Annotated in this window: 18 protein-coding genes; 8 read left to right on the forward strand and 10 right to left on the reverse strand. The window is 62.9% G+C overall.

Annotation, left to right across the window (positions count from 1 at the left end):
- Positions 1–37: 37 nt before the first annotated feature.
- The 5 genes from IHE46_RS08770 (at position 38) to IHE46_RS08790 (ending at position 4,448) form a co-directional block, all read left to right on the forward strand.
- On the forward strand, positions 38–823 hold the full coding sequence (locus tag IHE46_RS08770; protein ID WP_192164253.1) for a DoxX family protein: 786 nt from the start codon (positions 38–40) through the stop codon (positions 821–823).
- 179 nt (positions 824–1,002) lie between these two features.
- Entirely contained in the window at positions 1,003–1,632 is a 630-nt protein-coding gene (locus IHE46_RS08775; protein WP_192164254.1) for a GntR family transcriptional regulator, read from the forward strand.
- A gap of 170 nt (positions 1,633–1,802) precedes the next feature.
- Complete coding sequence (locus IHE46_RS08780) at positions 1,803–1,943, forward strand: benenodin family lasso peptide (protein ID WP_192164255.1); 141 nt, start codon at positions 1,803–1,805, stop codon at positions 1,941–1,943.
- Positions 1,944–1,998: 55 nt separating this feature from the next.
- Complete coding sequence (locus IHE46_RS08785; RefSeq protein ID WP_192164256.1) at positions 1,999–2,664, forward strand: lasso peptide biosynthesis B2 protein; 666 nt, start codon at positions 1,999–2,001, stop codon at positions 2,662–2,664.
- Complete coding sequence (locus tag IHE46_RS08790) at positions 2,664–4,448, forward strand: asparagine synthase C-terminal domain-containing protein (protein WP_192164257.1); 1,785 nt, start codon at positions 2,664–2,666, stop codon at positions 4,446–4,448. The genes IHE46_RS08785 and IHE46_RS08790 overlap by 1 nt, the downstream gene beginning before the upstream one ends.
- Here IHE46_RS08790 and IHE46_RS08795 read toward each other — a convergent pair.
- The gene (locus tag IHE46_RS08795) at positions 4,429–6,495 is read right to left on the reverse strand and encodes an Atxe2 family lasso peptide isopeptidase (protein WP_192164258.1); all 2,067 of its coding nucleotides are present in this window, start codon (positions 6,493–6,495) and stop codon (positions 4,429–4,431) included. The genes IHE46_RS08790 and IHE46_RS08795 overlap by 20 nt on opposite strands.
- 237 nt (positions 6,496–6,732) lie before the next feature.
- Positions 6,733–9,159 carry a TonB-dependent receptor gene (locus IHE46_RS08800; RefSeq protein WP_192164259.1) on the reverse strand — a complete coding sequence of 809 codons (2,427 nt, stop codon included), beginning with the start codon at positions 9,157–9,159 and terminating at the stop codon, positions 6,733–6,735.
- A 253-nt stretch (positions 9,160–9,412) separates the two neighbouring features.
- On the opposite strand from IHE46_RS08800, the gene IHE46_RS08805 reads away from it, so the two are divergent.
- Positions 9,413–9,754, forward strand: coding sequence for a helix-turn-helix transcriptional regulator (locus tag IHE46_RS08805; protein WP_192164260.1), 342 nt, complete (start codon positions 9,413–9,415; stop codon positions 9,752–9,754).
- Between the two features lie 227 nt (positions 9,755–9,981).
- Complete coding sequence (locus tag IHE46_RS08810) at positions 9,982–10,281, forward strand: helix-turn-helix transcriptional regulator (protein ID WP_192164261.1); 300 nt, start codon at positions 9,982–9,984, stop codon at positions 10,279–10,281.
- Between the two features lie 138 nt (positions 10,282–10,419).
- Here IHE46_RS08810 and IHE46_RS08815 read toward each other — a convergent pair whose 3' ends face one another.
- From IHE46_RS08815 to IHE46_RS08825, 3 genes are all read right to left on the reverse strand, one after another.
- Positions 10,420–11,820, reverse strand: a complete 1,401-nt coding sequence (locus IHE46_RS08815; protein ID WP_192164262.1) for a nitrilase-related carbon-nitrogen hydrolase — start codon at positions 11,818–11,820, stop codon at positions 10,420–10,422.
- Positions 11,817–12,395 (reverse strand): TetR/AcrR family transcriptional regulator, encoded by a 579-nt coding sequence (locus tag IHE46_RS08820; protein WP_192164263.1) that lies wholly within the window; start codon positions 12,393–12,395, stop codon positions 11,817–11,819. The genes IHE46_RS08815 and IHE46_RS08820 overlap by 4 nt, the downstream gene beginning before the upstream one ends.
- A 62-nt stretch (positions 12,396–12,457) precedes the next feature.
- Complete coding sequence (locus IHE46_RS08825; RefSeq protein WP_192164264.1) at positions 12,458–13,666, reverse strand: FAD-dependent monooxygenase; 1,209 nt, start codon at positions 13,664–13,666, stop codon at positions 12,458–12,460.
- 96 nt (positions 13,667–13,762) lie between these two features.
- On the opposite strand from IHE46_RS08825, the gene IHE46_RS08830 reads away from it, so the two are divergent.
- Complete coding sequence (locus IHE46_RS08830; RefSeq protein ID WP_343230011.1) at positions 13,763–14,386, forward strand: PadR family transcriptional regulator; 624 nt, start codon at positions 13,763–13,765, stop codon at positions 14,384–14,386.
- Positions 14,387–14,682: 296 nt separating this feature from the next.
- Here IHE46_RS08830 and IHE46_RS08835 read toward each other — a convergent pair whose 3' ends face one another.
- The 5 genes from IHE46_RS08835 to IHE46_RS08855 form a co-directional block, all read right to left on the reverse strand.
- Positions 14,683–16,920, reverse strand: a complete 2,238-nt coding sequence (locus tag IHE46_RS08835; RefSeq protein ID WP_192164265.1) for a CocE/NonD family hydrolase — start codon at positions 16,918–16,920, stop codon at positions 14,683–14,685.
- A 149-nt stretch (positions 16,921–17,069) separates the two neighbouring features.
- Positions 17,070–17,945 carry a LytTR family DNA-binding domain-containing protein gene (locus IHE46_RS08840; protein WP_225562922.1) on the reverse strand — a complete coding sequence of 292 codons (876 nt, stop codon included), beginning with the start codon at positions 17,943–17,945 and terminating at the stop codon, positions 17,070–17,072.
- Positions 17,946–18,210: 265 nt separating this feature from the next.
- Positions 18,211–18,957: an NrdJb gene (locus tag IHE46_RS08845; protein WP_192164267.1), complete on the reverse strand. Its 747-nt coding sequence runs from the start codon at positions 18,955–18,957 to the stop codon at positions 18,211–18,213.
- 97 nt (positions 18,958–19,054) lie between these two features.
- Positions 19,055–19,699, reverse strand: a complete 645-nt coding sequence (locus IHE46_RS08850) for a hypothetical protein (RefSeq protein WP_192164268.1) — start codon at positions 19,697–19,699, stop codon at positions 19,055–19,057.
- A 45-nt stretch (positions 19,700–19,744) separates the two neighbouring features.
- Positions 19,745–21,907 (reverse strand): adenosylcobalamin-dependent ribonucleoside-diphosphate reductase, encoded by a 2,163-nt coding sequence (locus tag IHE46_RS08855; RefSeq protein ID WP_192164269.1) that lies wholly within the window; start codon positions 21,905–21,907, stop codon positions 19,745–19,747.
- Positions 21,908–22,140: the final 233 nt, after the last annotated feature.

The raw sequence follows: 22,140 nt of genomic DNA on the forward strand, positions 1-22,140 counted from the left end.
CTGGGTGACACCACGACATCATCGGGAGGATCAAGCGATGCGTATCGCCAGCGTAGGGCATGCAGTGTTTGCGGCGACCCTGATCGCCCTCGGCATTCTGGGCGTGATCGAGGGCGGCTTCACCGTGATATGGCAACCGGTGTTCGATCACGTGCCGGCTGCAACGTTCCTTGCCTATCTCTGTGCCGTGGTTTCGCTGGCGTGCGGCCTCGGCCTGTTCTGGCCACGCTCGACTCCGCTGGCTGCGCGCGTGCTGTTTTTCTACACGCTGGCATGGCTGCTGGCTTTCAAGTTGCCGCTGATCGCCAAGGCGCCGCTCACCGAAGGTTCGTATCAATACTGCAGCGAAATGGCGGTGATCGTGGCGGGCGCATGGGTACTGCACGCGTGGTTTGCCACCGATGCGGATCGCCGCCTGCTCGGTTTCGCCGTCGGCGACCGGGGCCTGCGCCTGGCGCGCGTGCTCTACGGCCTGGCGTTGATCGGCTTCGGCTTCTCGCACTTCGTCTATCTCAACCTCACCGCCCCGCTGATTCCCCACTGGCTGCATGCACCGGTGTTCTGGGCCTACCTGACTGGTGGCGCCTACCTCGCCGCCGGCGTGGCGATCATCTTCAACGTGCTTGCACGTCTCGCCGCCACGCTCTCGGCCTTGATGATGGGCCTGTTCCTGCTGCTGATCTGGCTGCCCATGGTTGCCGCCGGCCATATCAGCGCCTTCAACTGGGGCGAGACGTATGCGACCTGGGTGCTGACGGCGGCGGCGTGGGTGGTGGCGGACTCGTATCGCGGGATGCCTTGGTTCTCACGCCTGCATCCATAGCGCAGGCCTCTCGGCAGCGCTCGCTTGCATGGAACAACGACCTTCTTTCTGTAGGTAAAAACCTACTCCAGCCGCGACGAGAGAGAGTACAAAACCGCCGAGCATCCGACTTTTGCACGCAATCAGTCCGTGTACCATCCGGCCGAGGAGGCAACCATCCGCAGACATGGAGTCCAGCTATGGATGCAATCCACTCCAAAAGTGCATTCGTATACGGACAAGTCCGGCGCGCCCTGCGATCCGGACGCTACGCACCCGGGCAGCGGATCGATCCAGCCACGCTCGCTGCCGAGTTTCACATCAGCCCCACGCCCGTTCGGTTTGCCCTGTATCGCCTGGTCGGCGAATCCCTGCTCGTGGATCATGCCCGCGGCGGACTGCATGTTCCGCTGCTTACCGAAGTCGCCATGCGCAACCTCTACGACTGGATGGAACGCCTGTTGCTGATGGCCTGCGACATGGGCGCAGCGCTGGCAACTCAGAAGGCGGAGCCGTTGACGATTGCTTCCCGTGACGACGACATGGCCAAGGCGACGTGGCAACTCTTCGACGCGATCGCCCGCGCGACGGCGCACCACCCCTTGTATCAGGCCGTGAAACAGGCGAATGATCGGCTGGCACCGATACGCCAAGCCAAGCAAGGGTTGCTCGAACACAGCTTCGAGGAGCTTTCGGAACTGAACCGGCATTGGCAGGCGCGTGACATGCCGGCCTTGAAGTCCGCCCTGCGCGACTACCACAAGCATCGGAAGCAGCTCGTTCCGAGCATCGTGGCGCTGCTCTATGACCGCAGCGACTACTTGCATTAGCGCGCCAGTTTCAGAGCGTCGGAGCAGGCAAGCCCTACACAGCGGGACGGCCATCACGCTCCCGGAATAATCACCGGATGACAGCGCAATAATCATTGGAAAATCAAAAATTCCGCCTCCTACGCTCCGCGCGTCATGGGACTGCCATGACGTCACTGCAGGAGAGCGAAATGAACACGAACGAGAACAGCCGCACCAATGCGTCGGAAGACATCGTCGAGCTCGGCGTCGCCAGTGTCGAGACGAAGGGAAGCGGCGTACCCCTCAATGAAACGATCGGCCGTCAGAACGAACTCGGCATCTCCGAGTAACCGAACCACGAGGCGCACCGCAAGGTGCGCCTCGTTACTTTGGAGAGATGCAAAGATGCCAAATTACCGATTGAACGACGGGCTTTCCTTCTGCCGTATCGACGGGCGACCCATATTTCTGGATACGCTGAACGATCGATACTTTCGTCTCTCAGACACGCTGGAGCGGATGTTCCTCGATTATGTCGATGGTGCCGACGATGCTCCCGGCGGCTTCACACCGCTGATCGAAAGCCGCATCCTCACGGACGCACCGCCGCACCCGAGCATCGCCCCCGATGCGGTCACTGCCGCCTCCCGGAGTGCACTGGAGTCGATTTCCACTTCTGCAACGTGCGGCATCAGCGACATGGCAGAGACCGCCGCGACGGTCTTCTGGACACAGATCCAGCTAAAAACACGCAAGCTGAAAGCGATACTGGAAGACGTCACCGAGTTTCGACGCCGGAAGGCATCGCAGGAAGCCGGGAATGAAACGTACCTCCTGAACGAGGCCCTCGTCTTCCTCAAGGCACGCAAATTCGTGCCCATACAGACGTGCTGCCTTCTCGACTCTCTGTCGATCGCCACCTTTCTCGCGAGACGGAACCTCCTGGCCAACATCGTCTTCGGCGTCACCGGCGACCCATTTTCTGCGCACTGCTGGGCCCAGTCGGACAGCATCGTCCTGAACGATACGATCGGAAACACCCGGGCCTATAACATCATCCGGGTGATCTGATGAGCCATGACTATTTTCTGTTGGTCGACGGTGTTGACCAGCCCGATGACCGGCCCACTGCCGATCTGACCGCCGCGTTGCAGAACGGAGGCATGCACCTCCGGGCGACATTCGGAGCAACTCACGTCTTCACATCATGCGGTACACCCACATTATTGCTGCCTGGCGGTGGCGTCATCGCAGGAGATCTGTACTCTCATCGCGGCGAACGCATCCGTGACGTCGGCCCGTTGGCTGGGATGTCATCCAACACGACCGTACAACACCATATCCTCGCGAATTTCTGGGGCGACTACATTCTTGTTCTGCCGGGGGCGGAAGGCCCGTCTACGTTCAGCGTGACGCGCAGCCCGTCCCATACCTGCGCCCTGCCATGCTTCTATTCGCTGACCCGCGGTACCGGCTTCATAACGTCCGATATCTCCATCGCGGCACGACTCGGCCTCTATCGCAGACGTATCGACTTCGACTACATCACCCATCGCCTGATCTATCCAGACCTGAAGACCTGCCACACCGGTATGACGGGGGTCAGCGAGCTCTTGCCAGGCTGCACGTTGCGGTTTCGCCACGCGACTGTTCACGTCGACCAGGCATGGAATCCCTGGAACTTCGTCGGCATCGACCAACGCTACTCCGATGCACATGAGGCCGCCGCGACGATCAAGCATGCCGTCGTATCGGTCATCCGCGCCTGGGCAGAACACGACGAGTCCGTGTTGCTTGAGCTATCCGGAGGGCTGGATTCCTCCATCGTGGGCGCCGCCCTTGCGCAGTCACAGGCCAGGGTGGCGTGCTGCACGTTGACGACGCCCGTCCCAGGTGCGGACGAGCGAGAGTATGGGGCACTGATCGCCACCATGCTCGGCACCGAACTTCAGGCGGTGGAGCTTGGCTATGACGACGCACTGTTCGAGTTTCCCGTTGCGCAAGCGCTGATCACTCCCGCCATCGGGCCCCTGCAGTACGCGGTCGACAGGATCATGCAGGCGACCGCCGAGCGATGTGGTGCAAAAAGCTATTTCTCCGGCGCCGGCGGCGACACGATATTCGGCTATCTCACCAGCGCCGCGCCCGCTGCCGACGCCTTTCGCGAAGGCGGATTCTTGACTGGGATACGGGCGATCCACGACTTGTCCATGTTTCACCAATGCACCTACTGGAAGGCCAGCCGGCTCACCTTGCGCAAGCTGCTCCAGCCGGAGCGGGCATCGTACGGCGTCGACCGCTCATGGCTTTCTCCGCGCCTCTCTCTACCCGAGGCACAACTTCATCCGTGGTTGTCGCCACCTGCAGCGGCCCTCCCTGGCGACCGCCAACGCATCTTTGAGCTCAGCGCAACGCAGTTCTTTCGCGACAGCTGCCCCCGCAGCCTGACCCGGCCCGTCAGGATGCCGTTGCTGTCACAACCAGTCATCGAAGCCTGTCTGCGCGTGCCCAGCTGGATGTGGTTCGCCGGCGGCCACAACCGCGCCGTCGCCAGACAAGCGTTCGCGGATGTTCTTCCGCCCGCCATAGTGGCGCGAAAGAGCAAGGGCACATTCACCGCCTATCTGGGCGCCCTGTATCGCCGAAAGGCTGACGCGATGCTCGCCTTCCTTCTCGACGGCGAGTTGCAGTCGCACGGCCTCCTGGACGCTGACGCACTACGCCAGCTCGCCGGAGGCGAGGTGCCGCGAAATGCAGGCTCCTTCATGCGGATATTCCAGCTGTGCGCGCTCGAAAACTGGATTCGCCAACAGTCGCCATCGGCAGAGCACACGCCTACTTCGACTGCCCACTAACCATGCCCTGCCTCATGCGACGCCACTGGGCGTACTGACCGGCCTTGGCTGGGTTCCTGTCTTCCTCGCCCAACAACCAGAACCGGAACCAGTCCAGGTTGCGTTCGTAGACGGCCAGCTTGTGGCGCGGCTGAAACTTCTGGTGCGACTCGTTCGGAAACACGTAGACATCGGCACGATGTTCGCGGATCAAAGGCACCGCATAGTCGAGCGCCAAACGGTATTCCTGCTCCGACATCTGCATCAGCACAGGCACCTTCACCTGCTCGACATGGTAGTAAGGCGAGATCCGCTTCCAGCGCTCCGGCGTCTCTTCGAAAGACCCCAATTGCCAGAATCGCTTCAGCCGCGAGAAGTAGACGTCGCCCCACAAGCCAAGCAACAGGCGCAGCGATGGCGAAATCACCGGCGTGCTCACCGATACCGCACGCGGAACGCGGGAATGCATGGCGGCCCACATGGCAACTTCCGCGCCGAAACTCAGCCCGCCCATCCCTACGCGCGCCGGATCGATGTCGCCATGCGAAGCCAAATGGTCAACCGCACTCTCGACGGCGGCCTGCCCCTGCTCGTAGCGCGCAATGGCATCGTCCTGGGTGGGGGCCGCGTTGATGCATAGCGCCGAAATGCCGTTCAGGGCCAACATGGCGAGCGGCCATTCGTCTCCCATGCCTCCACGCAGAAAGCCCGAGCACCGGTAATAGGCAATGAAAAGCGCGGGCGGCGTGTGGCCTTGGGTTGCCGCAGGATAGAACTCGCCCGTGAAACTCTCTCCCCGCACGTCGGTCCAGTGGATCTCACTTACGGAAACGGAGTGCGCCATGTCTTGCGCCAAGGCGGCATTCGGATCGAACAAGACGCTACGGCTCCCCGATGAAAGGTCGATGCGCTCCAGTCGCGGCGGACGGTCAGCATCCGCAGCCACACATACCAACGCATCGGGCGATACGCCACACGGGCCCGGCTCCCAGCGTCCGCCTCCACCTATCTGTCCGCGCGATTGGATCACGGGGCGCACGGCACCATTGACGACGTTCCATAGAAAAATCGACTGACCGTTATCCGGTGCAGTCACGGTGAAAACGATCTCGTCGCTGCCCGGTCGCCACCCGATGTCGGTGACCACCTTGTTCACGCATGGCTCCGCCGCGCACTTCACGGGGTGCCCAGCCCGCGGCCCTGGCAGCATGGCCAGCTCGACCGCCGACCGCCCGGCTCGGTCATCCGGCCGGTCCGGCCGAATGAGCAGGGCGACGCGCCCGCTGCCGCGGTCTACTGAAAGCTGCGAGACCACCCCGAGCTCCGATGGAAGATCGGCTGTCGCAAGCGGCTTCGCAGGCACCTCGTCCAACGGAAGATCCTTGCCTGCTCCCGTCGCCACATCGACCGCTTTCCAGTGATCCGGTGCCTGGGAGAGCAGCGGGAAGCGCTCCAGCTCGTTGTCGACCAGGCGCTGTGTCGCCAGGCGCCCCTCGTGATATCCCGAGCGAAACAGGTCGTCTCCCAGCGGCACCGTGCGGTCAATGTGCACCCCATGGTCGTACTCGGCCTGCTCCGCATCGACCACGGCCTCGCGCGTCGCGCCGACGCTGTATTCCAACATCGTGCCGTCGGCGCCCACTGAAAATCGGCGGACATTGGCGGGATCGCGCACCACCGGCTCGGTACGCGATCCATCCACCGCCGCGCGCCACACCTCCACCCGGCCGTCCAGCACGGTGCGATAGAAGATCCAGCGCCCGTCCGGCGACCACGCCGCGACCTCGGGCACCGAGCCCCCGCCGCTGTCCCGCAACGGCGCACCACCTTCGCCAAGGCGCCTCGGCAACGACGAGCCATCGATCGGCTGCACATACCAGAACGTGTCGTAGGTATTGCGTTCGACCGACGCCTGCTCGGTGCGGAACGCCACCAGCCGCCCATCCGGGGAAACCGACACGCCGTCAAAGTCGACCACTTCCACCAGTTGCCGGATGGAGACCGATGCCGTGTCCGGCGCCGCCGCCGATGCTGCGCACGGCACCTGCCCCATCAGGCCCCATGCCACGGCCCATCCTGCAGCACGCACGAATCCTGCAGTGTTTGCCCTGTTCCTGTACACGGCCACCTCTTCAGTCGTTATGCACTGCCGCCATGGGCAGCAGAAGGCCTCATCCCGCATTTGCTCCGATGCCGATGGACCTGCGCTTCGGCACAAGCACACGCCCTATCCTCCCGGTCCACGTCGCCTACCGGGCGTGTGCCGGCATGCCACTCGACCGCCTCCATGTATCTGGCGGCGGCATCACCAGTGTTTCGACACCGAAAGACTCACGAACCGGCCGATCGCCGAATAGTTGGTGGAGTCATAGGGCGGTTGATCGCGCGTAGCCGGCAAGTAACCGGGCGGATTGCGATCCAGAAGGTTCTGCGCGGACAGCGCGAACTCGAGTCCGGAGAAAGCGCCAGCATCCTTTCCAGTGGCATAGCGCAAGGTGGCATCGATGGTGGTGAACGATGCGGTCTTCCGGCCGTTCACATGATCCGTAACTCCCGCCGTGTAATCGGCAAAGGTGGATGCGGTGAATCCCCCTTGCGTCCATATCGCACCGAAACGGCCTTTCACCTTGGCCGGATTGAATAGAGTGCCGGCCACCGCATAGCCATCTTGCGCAGGTGTGTTCTGCTGCGTGCTGTCCAGCCAGGTAGCCGACCCGCGCAGCGCCAGATGCCCCGCCCCGAAATCGAATCGATACGACGACGATAGATCAAGGCCCCTGGCGTGCTGGCGGGCGACATTGACGTACTGTGCATACAGGATCGCCGCGACATCGCTGGGGTTATAGGGTTTGCCCGCATAGTTGTAGAAGGCATTGGCGGATGCCAGCACCGCCGCCAGCTTCTGCCCGGTCGGCGCATAGTCGATGAAGGGAGCGTCGTTTGGATTGACCAGCGCCTGGGCATAATCGGTGATCGGCTGCACCACGCGGTTCGTGTAGTCGATGTCGAACCAGGTGAGTTCCGCCTCGAGCGCCGGCAGCGCTTCGGGGTGGAACGCCGACGACACGGTCCAGGTGGTGGCGTGCTCCGCACCCAGGTCCGGGTTGCCTCCCCAGACGGAAAGCACTGTCGCCTTGGGGCCATAAGCCGATCCGCCATAGAAGCTTGCCGGATCCAGTTCGGCAGTCTGTGCCTGATACAGCTGAAACAAAGTCGGTGCCTTGAACGACTTGCCCCAGGACGCCTTCAGGGTGACGTCGCTGCTGGGGCCATAGATCAGCCCCACCTTGGGCGTCGTGACACTGCCGAAGCTGTCGTAGTTTTCACCCCGCACCGCGGCGGTCAGATCCAGGCGACGGACACCCGCGACACCCGCGTCCGATCCGATGAGAGGAAGGTTGAGCTCGGCATACGCAAACCGGTTGCGTTCCTCGCCGTGAACCTCCCTGGTACCAGTGAGGTAGTTGCGTTGATCGAACGTATTGCTCCTGCTGCCGGCGCCCACTGCAAGCCGCGCATCGCCACCGGCCATAGTGAACAATGGACCTTCGGCACTGACCTCGTAGGAATAGGCATCGTTGCAATAGCAGTCGCGGATCAGCGTCGCCTGCGCGCCCGTCGCCATATCCACCTGCGACTGGTTCTGGATATGTCTATCCCTGCCCCAGCTCCCGGCTATCGAAAGCGTCCAGTCATCTGCCAGAAAAATCTCCAATTCGGGCGAGATCAGGGTGGTCGTGGTGTCCGGCGCGACACGGTAGTAATAAGGCTGAAGGCCCGTGTTCCATGGGTAGATGTACTGCCGACGCTGGGTCTGCAATGCATCCATCTGCAGCTCCACGGCATCCCCGATCGACTGGTGAACGCTAACCAGAGCACTCTGCAGGTCGCTCCCTGGATAGAGCGTGGTGGGATCGAACATGTAATCCGTGTAGCTGCGCTGGCGGGCGTAGATGGGGTCGGTGGAAACATCCTTGTAGGTCGCGATCAATCCGCCCGTGGACCATCGGCCACCCGCGGTAACGTTGTACTCGTGCGTCGCCAATCCCCCATCCGTCGCACCGCCATAGCGCGCGCCGACCGTCACCCCTTCGTAGTCGCGCTTCAGGATCACATTGCCTACGCCGCCCACGGCATCGGAGCCGTAGATGGCCGAGGCGCCATCGGGAACGATTTCGACGCGGTCTACCGCCTCGACAGGTATCGCACTGATATCGACCGCCTGCGCAATGCCACCGTAGGCCAGCCGCCGACCATTGAGCAGCGTCAGGGTCGCGTCCGGACCCAAGCCGCGCAGATTCAGGGAGGAGCCGCCGGTAACGTTCTGGTTGGCGATGCCACCGGCGCCCGCGGTCGCCCCGACGGCCACGCCGGGGTTTTGTCCGCCGGAGAAATTCTGCGGCACGCTGCGGACCACCTCGCCGAGATCGGTGAAACCTTCCTGCTGGATCTGCTCGCTGCCGATAGTGATGATCGGCGATGGCGTGGTTCCACCGCGGATGCGCGTGCCGGTAACGGTCATGCTCTGCAGGTTCGTCACCGCCGGCGCGGGCGCGGGCGATGTGTCGGCTGCATTCTTGGGCTTCCCCTTGGCCGCGGCACTGGCCACCGGTGCCCTGCTCTTTGTGCTCGTGTCCAGCTTGGCGTCCTGAGCCACGGAGCACTCGCTTGCGCCGGTGGCAGCAGCGAGCAAGGCGATGGGAAGGGCCTTACGTAACGTACTTGTCTTCATGCTGCGTCCTTTGTTGTCCCCCTGGTTGGCGCCTTGCCTGCAGCTGCTTGACCAACGATCCGGACTGCACTTCCTGGCAGCCGCCCGTTGTCTCCCCCTTAGCCAGCTTCGGCGTGAATACGCCTGCGCCAATCACCAGTAAAAAGCCCCCACAACTACGATAAACGTAGCAATGTTAACACTACGTTTTACGTAGTATCGATGTCAAGCAGCCATCCGGAAGCTTCTGCATATCGGAATCAGATATGCACGCATGACTGAGAAGCGACCGAACACCATCTACGGGCGCCGCCTACGCGAGGCGCGGAAGAGTTACGGCTTCTCTCAGACGGACCTGGGGATAGCGGTAGGGCTTGATGAGTCCGGGGCGGGTTCCCTCATCAGTCGCTACGAGACCGGCGTCCATCAAGCGAAACCGGGGTTGCAGAAGCGATTCGCACGGACCCTGGAATTGCCATTGACCTACTTCTATACCGAGGACAACGAAGCGGCGCGGCTGATCGCGGACTCAGCTCGTTCCGACAAACCGGTTCAAAGACAGATTGAGATCAAGAACAAGAGGAAGCGGAAGGGGCGCGTCCGGACAAAGCGGTGACCGTGGCGTACTCGGTCGTTACCTCTGCCTCGAGTACAAACCGATAAGCACGACGTCCAGCACTCTTTTCTCGCTTTCTATCTATTGCTGGCAGCACGCCGCTGCCCGAATTCGCCCCAGATTCAGCCGAGCTGCATCGATTCGCCCATAACTACGTTTAACGTAGTATCGCGTCCATGTGTGTACCTGGAAGCTTCCACGCATGGAAGTTCGGGACACATGCAATCGTGGCTGACAAGGGATCGCTTCCCATCTATAGCCGTCGGCTGCGTGAGGCGCGCGAAGCCCGTGACATCTCGCAACGCACCCTGGGCATTGAGGCTGGCTTGGATGAATTCGTCGCCAGTACGCGGGTCAACCGCTATGAAAAGGGTGTGCACCAGCCAGATCTGCAGACCATGCAACGCCTTGCAGCGATCCTCAAGCTACCGGTGGCCTACTTCTACGCTGAAGATGACGAACTCGCGCAGCTGATTGCTGACTTCAAAGGGCAAAGCAAGGGCAAGCGCCGACGGGATCGCAGTTGAAGTGGCATACGCGCGGCCAGCTTCTAGCTCGCCCCTTGCCCGTCCCAAAACTGAAGGTACGGATCTGCAGCACTGGGAATCGCACCCCGTCGTCGACGACGAAAACGCCCCCTACAAGCTGCAGCGACCAAACAAGGATTAAGGAGCGACGCTTCGCAGCCGCCGCCTAGCCAGCAGCACTGCACCAAGCGCGAGAGCGAAGATCCCGCAGAGCCACGGGAAGACGTTGCCGATCCGCGTATAGAGCGTTGGCCCGGGCCCTAGCGGCAGGTCGGCGACGATCATGGTCAGGCCCGTAGGCGCATCCTGCTTGAGCGCGATCAGACGCCCTTGCGCGTCGCTGGCGAATACCAGGCCGTCATTGGCAGCCCGCACAATCGAAAATCCGCCTTCGACGCCGCGCATCACGGACATGATGCCGTGCTGCCAGCCATCGATGCCCATGTCGCCCGCGGGCACGCCCATTAGGCGGGCGCCCTTGGCGGCATCGGAACGAATGGTGTCGGGGAAATCCATGTCCTTGCAGATCTCCTCGGCACGGCCATCGCCCAGCCAGCCCGAGACACGGCCCCGTGTGAGGTTGTCCTCGAGGCCCGGCACCGGGTGGCGTTTGTCGTAGCGCCGAGTCCTGCCATCGGGCGTGATCGCCAGCGCGAAGTCGGTGGCCGGCGCCACGGCGTGAAAGCCGGCAATGATCTGCACACCCGTATCCCTGGCGGCGGCAACGAGCGGCGCGACGATTGCGCTCTGTCCGGCTGGGATCGATGCCATGCCGCCTTCCGGCGTCACCACGAATCTGGCGCCTTCCTGGGCGGCTGCACGGATCTCGCGCGCATAGGTTTCGGTCACCGCGAGAGCGGCAGGCACGGTCTTCGCCCGCCAGGAATCCGCTACGGCCGTCTCATCGACGATGCCGGCCACCCGCAGCACGTCGGGCTGCGGGTGCGCGAACTGCACGATGCCGAACACCAGATTGGCCGCACAGATCGCCAGCCCGAGGCCGACTGCAGCCGTGTTCCGTTTGAACCGCAGCGCCATGGCGACGGTATTGGCGAAGAGGCAGATCAGGAACGTGACGGCATACATGCCCAGGAGCGATGCGCCCTGAATCAGGATGGGCGCCGACATCGTGCTATAGGCGAGCGATCCATAGGTGCCGTTTGGGGAGTGCAGTTCAATCAGGAATTCGAAAGCCGTCCAGCACGCCGGAAACGCAAACAGCGTGAGCAGCGGCGATGCCCGGCGCTGCACGAAGCGCGCAAACCCTACCGCGACGCAAAACAGTCCGATATCGACCGCCAGCACCGACGCGAAGACGAGCGGCGGTATGAGGTGGAGATAAGGGGATTGCAAGATATAGCCGGCGCCGCCGAGGAGTGCGATGACGCAGGCTCCCATCACCTGCCACGTGCGCGTATTGCCATAGGCGAGCCACAACAGTGGCACGGGCGCCAGCCAGATCAGGGCCCAGACGTGGTCGTATCCCTGGGATAGATAAAACATGATGCCGCTCAGCACGGCGGCCAGCAGGGTGATCATTTGCTTTTCCCGGACGGTTTGAGGGAATCGAGAAACTGGTGTTGCGCCGCGCGGTACAGCGCCTTGAATTGTTTGTCGCTGCCGAAACGCTTGGCGCGGTGCATCGACACGAATCCTTGTCCGTAGGCCGCGAGCGCCACCGCGATCCCGAGCGTGGGCTCGTCGCGGAACTGGCCATCGGCCTTCGCCTGATCGATGCGCGCCATCGCCAGCGCAATCGCCGGCGAGCGGCCTGCAGCGAAATCATCGGGGAACCGGCGCGCCGCAGGAGCAGGCAGGAAGAACGCCGCGTCGAACTTGTGTGGCTGCGCGAGAGCGAAATCGAGATAGGCCTCCGAAAGCGCCTCCAGCCACTTCACCGGGTCCCGGGCTCGGATGCCGCCAACGATCGCCTCCCACGCGGAGATGCCGTCCTGCATGAGGGCGTTGAGCAGTTCGTCCTTGTTCTTGAAATGGCGGTAGAGCGCCATCGGCGAAAGGCCCGCCCGCTGGGCGACCTTGCGGATGGTCAGCCCCTCGAAACCAGCGGATTCGAGCACGGCTTTCGCGGCTGAGAGTATGCGGTCCTTGGTCATGCGTACACCGTACACTAATGAGTACTAAGTACACAAGCTGATCCTATCCTGATCAATCCGCCCTAGCGCGGCTTCTCAAGCGCCGATGCCGCCCAATCGATCCGGTAACCATGTTGCCCGCCGAACATCTTGTCCGGCTTGAAAAACGTCTTCAGTGCAATCGGCATCAGGATGTGCGACACCGCTTTCGCCAAAGGCCCAGAGGCTTTCTTGCTGTTGGATCGGGCGGCGTTGGCAGCCACTCCTTCGACACGCTCTCGGCGTAGCTGTTCGTAACACGCGAAAGCCTGGCAAGGCTCCGGAAAGTCACGCAGGCAACGCGCGAGCTGAATAGCGCTTTCTATCGCGAGTGAAGCGCCCTGCCCGGAGCTGGATGACGGCGCGTGCACGGCGTCGCCGACCAACACCATTCTTTCGCTGTGCCAGCGAGGAACGGGCGGCATCATCTCGCTTGCGCCCGTGGCGATGAGTTGGTCCGCATCGGCCTGTCGCAGCAGGGTTTGGGCGGGATGGTCGTCCCGGCAAAGATCGCGCAGACGATCCAGCCATTGGGAGGCAGGTACCTTGCGGACCTCTGCCGAAGTCAGTGGCGTATCGTGCGGAAGGGCGGTGAACCAGCAGATGCCCAGGTCTGGATCCAGCCAATAGCCTAGAAAAGCGTGCTTGCCGAATACAAAGGTCATCGTGTCGGATGACACTTCCACCGTTCCGCACGGCGCACCACCGCCAAACCCCAGGTGACCCGTGTATTGGGGTGCCGGGGCGTTCGGATCGATCAATTCGCGCACGGCGGAGCGGATGCCATCCGCTCCAATCAGGATATCGCCGCTGGCGTGGCTGCCGTCGGCGAATTGCACGCACACGCCATCGGCCGTCTCGCTAGCGCTAACCAATCGCTTTCCGTAGACAATCGGTATGGCGGCAGCCTCGACCGCGTTCCTGAGTACTTTGTAGAGATCGGAACGCCACACCACCCTGCCAGGTTGCATGCCTGCCAGGCCGCTGAAGCGGCATAGAACTTTTCCGCGGCTGTCTGCGATGTCCATGTGCGAAATCGGCCGGCTGACCGCGTGCAGCTCGGTATCGATACCGATGATCTTCAGCGCTTCGAGACCATTGGGCGCCAGCATCATGCCGGCTCCTACGCCGTCCGCCGCTGCGGGATACGACTCGTAGATCGTCGAACGAATACCGGCTTTTCCGAGTGCGAGTGCTACGGCCGGCCCGGCAATGCCGCCGCCGATTACCAGTGCATGTTTTACGGCTGCCATGTGTCCACCCTTCTCATAAGTCATAATATGACTATATATAGACATAGAATGACTATGGATGCAAGATGACCCTAGGTCCGGCATCAGGATGCGCACGTGAAGACTCGCCCACGACAACGATCGCCTTTGGCGATGGTGGTTCTCGGCTTCGTTCTGGAGACCCCCTCGCATGCCTACCGCATGCATGAGCTCATCAAGCAGCGCGGCAAGGACAAGATCGTCAACGTGGCGCAACGCAACAGCGTCTATCAAGCGATTGCCCAGCTGCAGGCTGCAGAACTCATACGCGTGCGCGAAACGCAGCAGAACGAAGGACGCCCCGAACGCGTGGTTTATGAGATTACGCCGCTGGGCAAGAAGACGTTCTATGCCTGGCTGGAAGGCATGCTGGGCGAGCCGCGGCGTGAATACAACGAATTCCCCGCCGCGCTGGCCACGGTGATGGCGTTATCGCCCGAGGCGGTGGCCGTGCAACTGCAACGGCGACGCCAGACTCTCAAGCAGCAGTTGGATGAGTCCGTGTCCGACTTCAAAGAATGCCTCAAGAGAGGTTTGCCGCGGTTGGTCTTGCTGGATGACGAGTACAAGCAAGTATTGCTAAAGGCCGAGATCAAATGGCTAGACGGATTGATTGCAGAGCTGGAATCCGGAGAAATGACTTGGACAGAAAAGTGGCTGCGCCAATTGGCGGCGCAATTCGAAACAGGTAAGGCCGATTGATACGCCTGTCGACGATCGATCGCGCAATGCGTTCGATTCGACGCCCGCAACCCGTTCCTCGGTAAACCGCCGCCTCACGTCCAATCTTCTTCAGATGCTGGATTGGCCCCCAGATCAGCACGCCACCCGCAACCGAAGAAACGGCTCAGCTTGAACGAAAGAACTCTGACCCAGGCAGCGCTCCAGCGTCCACGGCAAGCCAACACATCGAATGCTTGCCGTGGACGCAACCGGAAACCGACTGCAGCTCTTGTCATCCGTTCTTGCGGCAAAGCCGCGGCAGCTAAGAAATGAAGTTAGCGGCCACGCACGAATTCAAAACTTCCGCGCATACCAAGTTCGAGATAGCTGCCGGCCAGCCAGCGGATCCGCAAGGGGTCGCCCGCGTCGGCCATCGATTCGGTGCTCACGTCGCGGCCCGTGCCGTAATTGATCTGAGTCTGGGGAGTCTTGGGCACGCCAACCACGGCCACGATGCGGCTTCCCGCCGGGAGCAGGCGCGCGGTCACCACCTGGCTCTGGAATGCGAGGGTGTTCGGCTGGCCAGGCTGTAGCAAATGCCGCCGGGTGCGGTCCTGCATGTAGCTCGCTCGGCCGAGGTAGGAGGCCAGGTCGAGATATTTTCCGTCAGGCGTCAACACGTAGAAGTTGACCGCCAGATCGAAGTCGCGCTTGTTGGTGACGATCTCGAATCGTCCTTGAAACAGGCCGTCGATCTCCAGCGCTTTGGTCAGCTTCTGTGTCTCGAACACCAAGGCGTTGCGCGTGTCGGGCATGCCTGCTGGTGGACTGAAATCCGCATCGCTGCGGTCGGCAAAATTCACCACGAGCTCGGGCGGAAGGGACTGCTTGTCCGAAGCGCCGTCGAACAACAACCGATCGGCTTCGCGACGGCCGGTGAGATAGAAGCGCCGGTAGCTCGCAGCCATGTCGGCAAGCGTGGACACGTGCCGCCAGGTGTTCGCTCCCATCACTTCGAAGTTGACCCGGTCGCTGAGCAGGTCGGGCAGCGGTGCGCCGCGGAACACGTGCTCGAACCACTTCAGCCGCACGTCCTGAAGATCGAGCAGCGCTGCCTTGTCGACGACGTAGCCATCGATCTCGGGCAACACGCCGGTCTGCATGGCGATGTGATGGTAAGGGCCGATCAGCATCCGGTCGTCGGCCGACGGGCGATATTTGAGATGCTGCTGGAAGTAGTACAGCGCGCCCACCATGCCGCCGTCGTAATAACCGGTTTCGACGAAGACTGGAATGTCGATGTCGGCGAACTCGCGGCCATAGGGAATCAGGCGCTGCCAGTAGGCGTCGTAGGACGGATGCTTCAGCCAGGTATCGAAGATCGGGTTTGGCCTGCCGTCGATCTTGTCCAGGTCGCGATAGGGCTTGCCGCTGACGTACCACTGGCGCTCGAGCCCGGCCCAATGGGCGCGATCGTCGAAGGCCTTGTCGTCGAGGCCCTTGGTGTCCGTGGTGTAGAACGGCCAGTAGTAGATGAAGCTCTGGAACACGTTGCCCTGCATCGGCGTATCGATACCCGGGGCATTGGTGGCGTGGGTGGCGATCGCCTTCAGCGCCGGCGGATGGTGTTTGGCGGCGGCCCATTGGGTGAAGCCGTTGTAGCTGCCGCTGAACATGCCGACGCGACCGTCGCTCCAAGGTTGGCGTGCCAGCCATGCGATCACCGTCGACGCGTCTTCGCCATCATGGACGTAAGGCACCACGGCACCGGGACTGCGACCCTTGCCTCGCGTATAGGCGACCACGCCGGCATAGCCATGCGCGGCCATTTTCTTGGCATCGTCCATGCTCCAGTCATCATTGGCGTAGATCGTAAAATTCAGCAGAGCGGTCAGCTTGGTCGATTGGGCGGAGCGCGGACGCACGAGGATCGCGGCGATCTTCGCGCCATCCGGCGTCGGGATCAGGATCTGGTCGTCGACCAGGAACCGGCGCTGCGTATCGGCCTCGAGCAGCGGCTTCAAGGCGGGCACCAGATAGGTCCAGGCGGCCAATCCCTGGCGAGCCGCAATCAGCTTCGCGGCGGAAGGGCAATCCGCCAGCTGCATCCCGGTGCAGGCCTTTTCCTGCTCCGCCACATTGGCGCGCACGGCGTCCAGGTCGACTTCGTACCAGGGGCCGATGTCCACGGCCTGGTCGTCCGGGAGGGAGCCGTAGAGTTCGGAAAACGCGCGGCGCAAGGCGGCAGAGGCCTCGCTCCCGTTCGCCTCGTAGGCTTTCGCACGCGCATAGGTCTGCCAGGGCACGACCGAGGGAACCAGCCTGGGCTCGCTGGACCGGTAGGCGGCGGCCAGTCGATCGAGGGTCGCCTCGGCATCGACATAGCGCCCGGCGGCGAGCTGCAGCCGGTAGAGCACGATCAGTTCGGCCGGCTTCGCGGCCGCGGCATGGCTGGCGATCAGCGTCGCCGCGATGCCGGGCAACGCAGCCTCCTTGGACGGGGCCGTGCTGGCATGGGCACCGGTGGCGACGAGGCCCCAGGCAAGCAGGATGGGCAGTGCGAAGACTTTCATGTGGTTCCTTCTCCGGATCATTCGAGCCAAGGTCGGTTCGTCCCGGGCCAGGGGGCCAGGACGGCGCGATGGTCGCGGGATCCGGAAAGGAAAGGCCGGAAAATCGGCGAATGGACACTACGCCACGGCGAACGGGAACGGCGAGATGGTCAGATGACCCGGTTGCGCAGCAGCTTCGCTCCATCGCGGCTGGTCGAGATGGTCTGGCCGTTTTCCATGTGCAGCAGCAGACGCCCGCCGCCGGCCGGCTCGGCACGGGCGATGCGATGGGTGTTCACGATCCACGAGCGATGGACGCGGACATATTTCGCCGGATCGAGCGACTTGGCGAATTCCGCCAGCGTCACGCGGACCAGGTGCTTGCCGTTCTGCGTACGCACTTCGGCGTAGTCGTCCGCGCCGCCGATGCTCACCACGGTATCCATGTCGAGCGGCCTGAGCTCGTCGCCTATCCGGACGAAATAACGGGAGAGACTGCCTTCGGCGCGCGCCTCGGGCTCCGCCGCGGGGGCGCCCGGCGCCACGACTAGCCCCTCCTCCGCGGCGCTGGCCGGGAGCGCCGCGGCTGCGATAGCCGCTCCATCGTCGGTCGGCCCACGGCGCAGCGCGGCTTGGGCCCGGTCCGGCACCTGCAGGTAGGACACGGCTGCGATCAAGGCGTAGGTCGTCACGTTCTCCAGCGACTGCCAGGCGGCTCCGCCGAGCGAGAAGGGACGCACCACAAAACCATCGGGACCGGCACCGCTGAACAGGCCGAGCAGCACGATCAGCAACAGGTACGAGAGCGCCGTGAACGCGGCGCACAGCAACAAGTGGGCGACGAGTTGGATTCCGGCTGAGCGCCCAACCAGGCGCTGCGCGACGATGCGGCGCACCGCCACCCCGAAGATGACCACGGGTATCGTATTGGCAGCGCCGCCCAGCAGGCAGCCCGCAAGATCGAGCCCCATGGCCAGCCGGATCGTGACCGTATAGGCCGCGAAGACGCCAACGATCGCCAGGACATCGAAAGTGCGCTGCCTCATTCCCCGCCTAGCCTTTGCTTCAGTGCCCATCGAAAAAGAAAGCCTGCTTGCAAGGCAGGCAAGGCCCCGGAGTCAGGCCCACCATCATCCGGGCATATATATGAACACGCCGCGTCGGGACAGCCGCTAAACCCTTCGGCAGCCATAGCACCCCCAAGCAGCTCAACCGTACAACCGCAATCGAGGCGTAGCCACTTTTACGCAACGCAAATAACAAGAGCGGCATCGCTGCCGCTCTTGTTCGATCATCCTCAAATGCCGCCGCTTACCCGCATTTGCTGTACCCGCAATTCAAGCAGGTCTGGCACCCATCCATCAGCACCAGTGCCTGCGTATTGCACTTGTGGCACAGCGTGGCGCCGGGCGGGAAGCTGCCGTTGGATTCGGTACTCTCGACCGCCGGGGCTGCGCTCACTTCAGAGTTTTTTTTAGCGGTGGCCGCCTCGTAGGCGGCGCGCTTCTCGGCGATCAGCGCACGCTGGCTGTCGCTCATCTCGGGGTCGTGGATAAGCCCGATGTTCTTCATGTGCTGCTCGATCACCGCGCCGATCTCGGCCACGATGCTGGGCATGTAGACGCCGCCGGCCTTGAAGTAGCCGCCGCGCGGGTCGAACACGGCCTTCATCTCCTCCACCAGGAAGGTGACGTCGCCGCCCTTGCGGAACACGGCGGAGAGGATGCGGGTGAGCGCCACGATCCACTGGAAGTGGTCCATGTTCTTCGAGTTGATGAAAATCTCGAAGGGGCGGCGCTGTTCGTGCTTGGTGCCGGCGTTGAGCACGATGTCGTTGATGGTGACGTACAGCGCGTGCTCGAACAGCGGCGACTTGATCTTGAAGGTGGAGCCGATGAGCTGCTCGGGGCGCTCCAGGCTCTCGTGCATCTGGATGACTTCGGCCTGGCGCGGTTCCGCCTTGGCCATGTCGGTGACGGGTGCTGCGGCGGGCGCGGCCTTGTCCTCGGGCTTGACGACGTTGTAGCCCTTGATCTTCTTTTCGATCTTGATCGCCATGGGGTGTGTCTTCCTGGGTTGGATGGCGGCGCACGCAGCTAGCAGCTAAGAGAAAAACAGCCGGCCCGGCGCGTGGCCGGGCCGGCTGTTTCTGGACTTACTTCTTGCGGGCGGCCTTCTTGGCGGCGGGTTTCTTCGCCGACTTGACGCGCGCCTTCTTGCTGGCAGTGGACCTCTTGACCGCCTTGGCGGCCTTCTTCACGGCAGCCTTCTTGGCTGTCTTCTTGGGAGCGGCTTTCTTTGCCGTCTTCTTGCTGCTGACCTTCTTTGCGGCCTTGGCGGCTTTCTTCGCCTTGCCGGCAACCTTCTTCGCGGACTTCTTCGCCGCCTTCTTGGCGGCGGACTTCTTCGCGACTTTCTTTGCGGCCTTCTTCGGCGCGGCCTTCTTGGCTGCTGCCTTCTTCACGGCCTTCTTTGCCGTCTTCTTGGCGGCGGCCTTCTTCACGGCCTTCTTCGCCGTCTTCTTGGCGGCGGCCTTCTTCACGGCCTTCTTCGCCGTTTTCTTGGCGGCGGCCTTCTTGACTGCCTTCTTCGCGGCAGCCTTCTTGGCCGGGGCCTTCTTCGCAGCCTTCTTCGCTGCCGCCTTCTTCGGCGCAGCCTTCTTGGCAGCCTTTTTCTTTGCCGCCTTCTTCGGCGCGGCGGCCGGTGCGGGCGCGGCGGCGGCCGGAGCCTCGATCACCGGCGCCGCGGGAACAACCGTCAAAACACTTTCTTGCACTTCGACTTCGGTATCGATGGACATGCTGGTGTTCCCTCGTGCGGTGATCGTTGCGTCGTGGACTGTGGATCAGAACTTGCCGTAATAGCCTTCCTTCAAGGCATCGAAGAGGTTGGCGGCGGTGTGCGTCTCGCCGTCGTATTCCACTTCTTCGTTGCCGCGAAGTTCGACAACGCTACCGTCTTCCAGCTCGAAGTGGTAGAGGGTGCTGGCAAGGTCGGATTCCTTCACCAGCACGCCCTGGAAAGCCGCGGGATTGAAGCGGAAGGTGGTGCAGCCTTTCAGCCCCTGCTTGTATGCGTAGAAGTAGATGTCCTTGAAGTCTTCGTACGGGTAATCCGTCGGCACGTTCGCGGTCTTGGAGATCGACGAATCGACCCACTTCTGCGCGGCGGCCTGGATGTCGACGTGCTGCTTCGGACTGATGTCGTCGGCGGCCACGAAATACTCGGGCAGCTTGGCCTGCGCATCGTCGGTGAACGGCATCGCGTTCGCGTTGATCAGCGCGCGGTAGGCCAGCAGCTCGTAGCTGTAGACCTCGACCTTTTCCTTGGTCTTGCGGCCTTCGCGGATCACGTTGCGCGAGTAGTGGTGGGCGAAGCTGGGCTCGATGCCGTTGCTGGCGTTGTTGGCCAGCGACAGCGAGATGGTGCCGGTGGGCGCGATCGAGCTGTGGTGCGTGAAGCGCGCGCCGGTCTCGGCCAATTGCTCGACCAGGTTGGGCGCCACTTCGGCGATGCGCTGCATGTAGCGGCTGTATTTGGCGTGCAGCACGCGACCGGGGATGCTCTGACCGATCGTCCAGCCGTCGCGCACCATTTCCGGGCGGCGGCGCAGCATGTCGCCGGTGACGGTGTAGTCCTTGGCGAGCACGGGCGCGGTGCCCTTCTCCTTCGCCAGGTCCAGCGCCACTTCCCAACCGGCCACGGCCATTTCGCGCGAGACGTCCTCGGTGAAGGACACCGCATCGGTGCTGCCGTAGCGCATCTTGAGCATGGCGATGGTGGAGCCGAGGCCAAGGTACCCCATGCCGTGGCGGCGCTTGCTCATGATCTCGTTGCGCTGCTGCTCCAGCGGCAGGCCGTTGATCTCCACCACGTTGTCGAGCATGCGGGTGAACACCTTCACCACTTCGCGGTATTCGTCCCAGTCGAAACGCGCCTTGGGGCCGAACGGGTCGCGCACGAAGGTGGTGAGGTTGATCGAGCCGAGCAGGCAGGAGCCGTACGGCGGCAGCGGCTGCTCGCCGCAGGGGTTGGTGGCGCGGATGTGCTCGCACCACCAGTTGTTGTTCATCTCGTTGACCTTGTCGATCAGGATGAAGCCGGGCTCCGCGTAGTCGTACGTGGAGACCATGATCATGTCCCACAGGTGCCGCGCGCGGATGTGGCCGTAGATCTTGCAGGCGACCAGGCCGTCTTCGCGGTCGACGTAGTTCTCGTGCGTGGGCCACTCGCGCCACACCACCTTGGCGGCGTCGTCGAGGTCGAGCTCGTCGCGCTCCTTCACGTGGATGGGGAACACCAGCGGCCAGTCCTGGTCGTGCTCCACCGCCTGCATGAAGCCGTCGGTGACGAGCAGGCTGAGGTTGAACTGGCGCAGGCGGCCGTCCTCGCGCTTGGCGCGGATGAATTCCTTGACGTCGGGATGGCTGACGTCGAACGTGCCCATCTGCGCGCCGCGGCGGCCGCCGGCGGACGACACGGTGAAGCACATCTTGTCGTAGATATCCATGAAGGACAGCGGGCCGCTGGTGTACGCACCCGCGCCCGACACGTACGCGCCGCGCGGACGCAGCGTCGAGAACTCGTAGCCGATGCCGCAGCCAGCCTTCAGCGTGAGGCCTGCTTCGTGCACCTTCTCCAGAATGTCGTCCATCGAATCGCGGATGGTGCCGGACACGGTGCAGTTGATGGTGGAGGTGGCGGGCTTGTGTTCCAGCGCGCCGGCGTTGGAGGTGATGCGACCGGCCGGGATCGCGCCGCGGCGCAGCGCCCACAGGAAGCGTTCGTTCCACTGCTCGCGCAGCTCGGGCGTGGCTTCCACTTCGGACAAGGCGCGCGCGACGCGCTGCCAGGTGCCGTCGATGTCGGCGTCCACCGGCGCGCCCGACTTGGTGCGCAGGCGGTATTTCTTGTCCCAGATGTCCTGCGAAGCAGGCTGCAGCGGAATCGCCGCGGCGGCGTCGCGTTGCAGTTCCGAACCCGTGGCGGGCGCACGTGCTGTGCTCATCGGTTCCCTGACCTCCCAGTGCGGCCCTAGCGGCCTTGTTGTTGTATTTAGCCCCTGTACGACGGCTCGCCCCACCAGTGCTTGTCTGCTCGTCCGTGAACAGGCACAAGATGTTGTGGTTGCGAACGAATGGCAAGGTACCGCCGCGAAGGTCCGATGTAAAGTGACATCGAAGCCCCGGATCGCTTTGCTCCCGGGAACCACGATCCACCGTCGGCAGTCGAAGGCGCGTC

Source organism: Rhodanobacter sp. DHG33 (assembly GCF_014843005.1).
In the GTDB taxonomy this organism is placed as follows: domain Bacteria; phylum Pseudomonadota; class Gammaproteobacteria; order Xanthomonadales; family Rhodanobacteraceae; genus Rhodanobacter_A.